This is a genomic window from Clostridium cuniculi, assembly GCF_004353185.1.
Taxonomy (GTDB): Bacteria; Bacillota; Clostridia; order Clostridiales; family Clostridiaceae; genus Clostridium; species Clostridium cuniculi.
Genome location: NZ_SMUS01000110.1, coordinates 1 through 666 on the forward strand (window position 1 = coordinate 1; position 666 = coordinate 666).

2 rRNA genes are annotated in these 666 nt (G+C 39.0%); both read right to left on the reverse strand.

The features are described from left to right. Positions 1 to 126: ribosomal RNA gene (locus EJJ37_RS19850) — 23S ribosomal RNA — on the reverse strand; the annotation flags it as partial. A 453-nt stretch (positions 127 to 579) separates the two neighbouring features. Then, positions 580 to 666 (reverse strand): 16S ribosomal RNA (locus EJJ37_RS19855); the annotation flags it as partial.

Genomic DNA, 666 nt, shown 5'->3' on the forward strand with positions numbered 1-666 from the left:
TTCCCACATTCGGAAATCTCCGGATCACTGGCTATGTGCGCCTACCCGAAGCTTATCGCAGCTTATCACGTCCTTCATCGGCTCCTGATGCCAAGGCATTCACCATGCGCCCTTTGTAGCTTGACCTTTGTTCGTTTATTATACCTTATTACTGCGTCAACTTCGAAATCTACTTGTTCACGTACCTAAAGTACTGTTCACTACGTACATTTCTCGTTTCCTTGTACTAAGTCATACTAAACTTCACAATCATCTTCTTTTTCAAAGTTTTGCATTTAATATCACAAAGAATATTTCTTGGCTTACTTCTCAATATGTTTTGAAGTTATATATAATTCATGTGCAATTTTCAAAGAACAAAATTTCTAGTTATAAACTTCGCATTACTTCGTCAATTTCCTCATTCCGCTTCTCACTTATATCATAAGCTCCGATGCTCATTCGTCATTTCCTTGTACTGCTCATTTCTAACAGTAAATTAATTTCCTGAGAAACATGGTTTCTCAAAATTGAACAGACTAGTTAAACCAGTATCTTTCGAGTACGAAGTAAACATCTTGTTACTTCATTTCTCCATAGAAAGGAGGTGATCCAGCCGCAGGTTCTCCTACGGCTACCTTGTTACGACTTCACCCCAATCGCTGACCCTACCTTAGGACGCTTCCT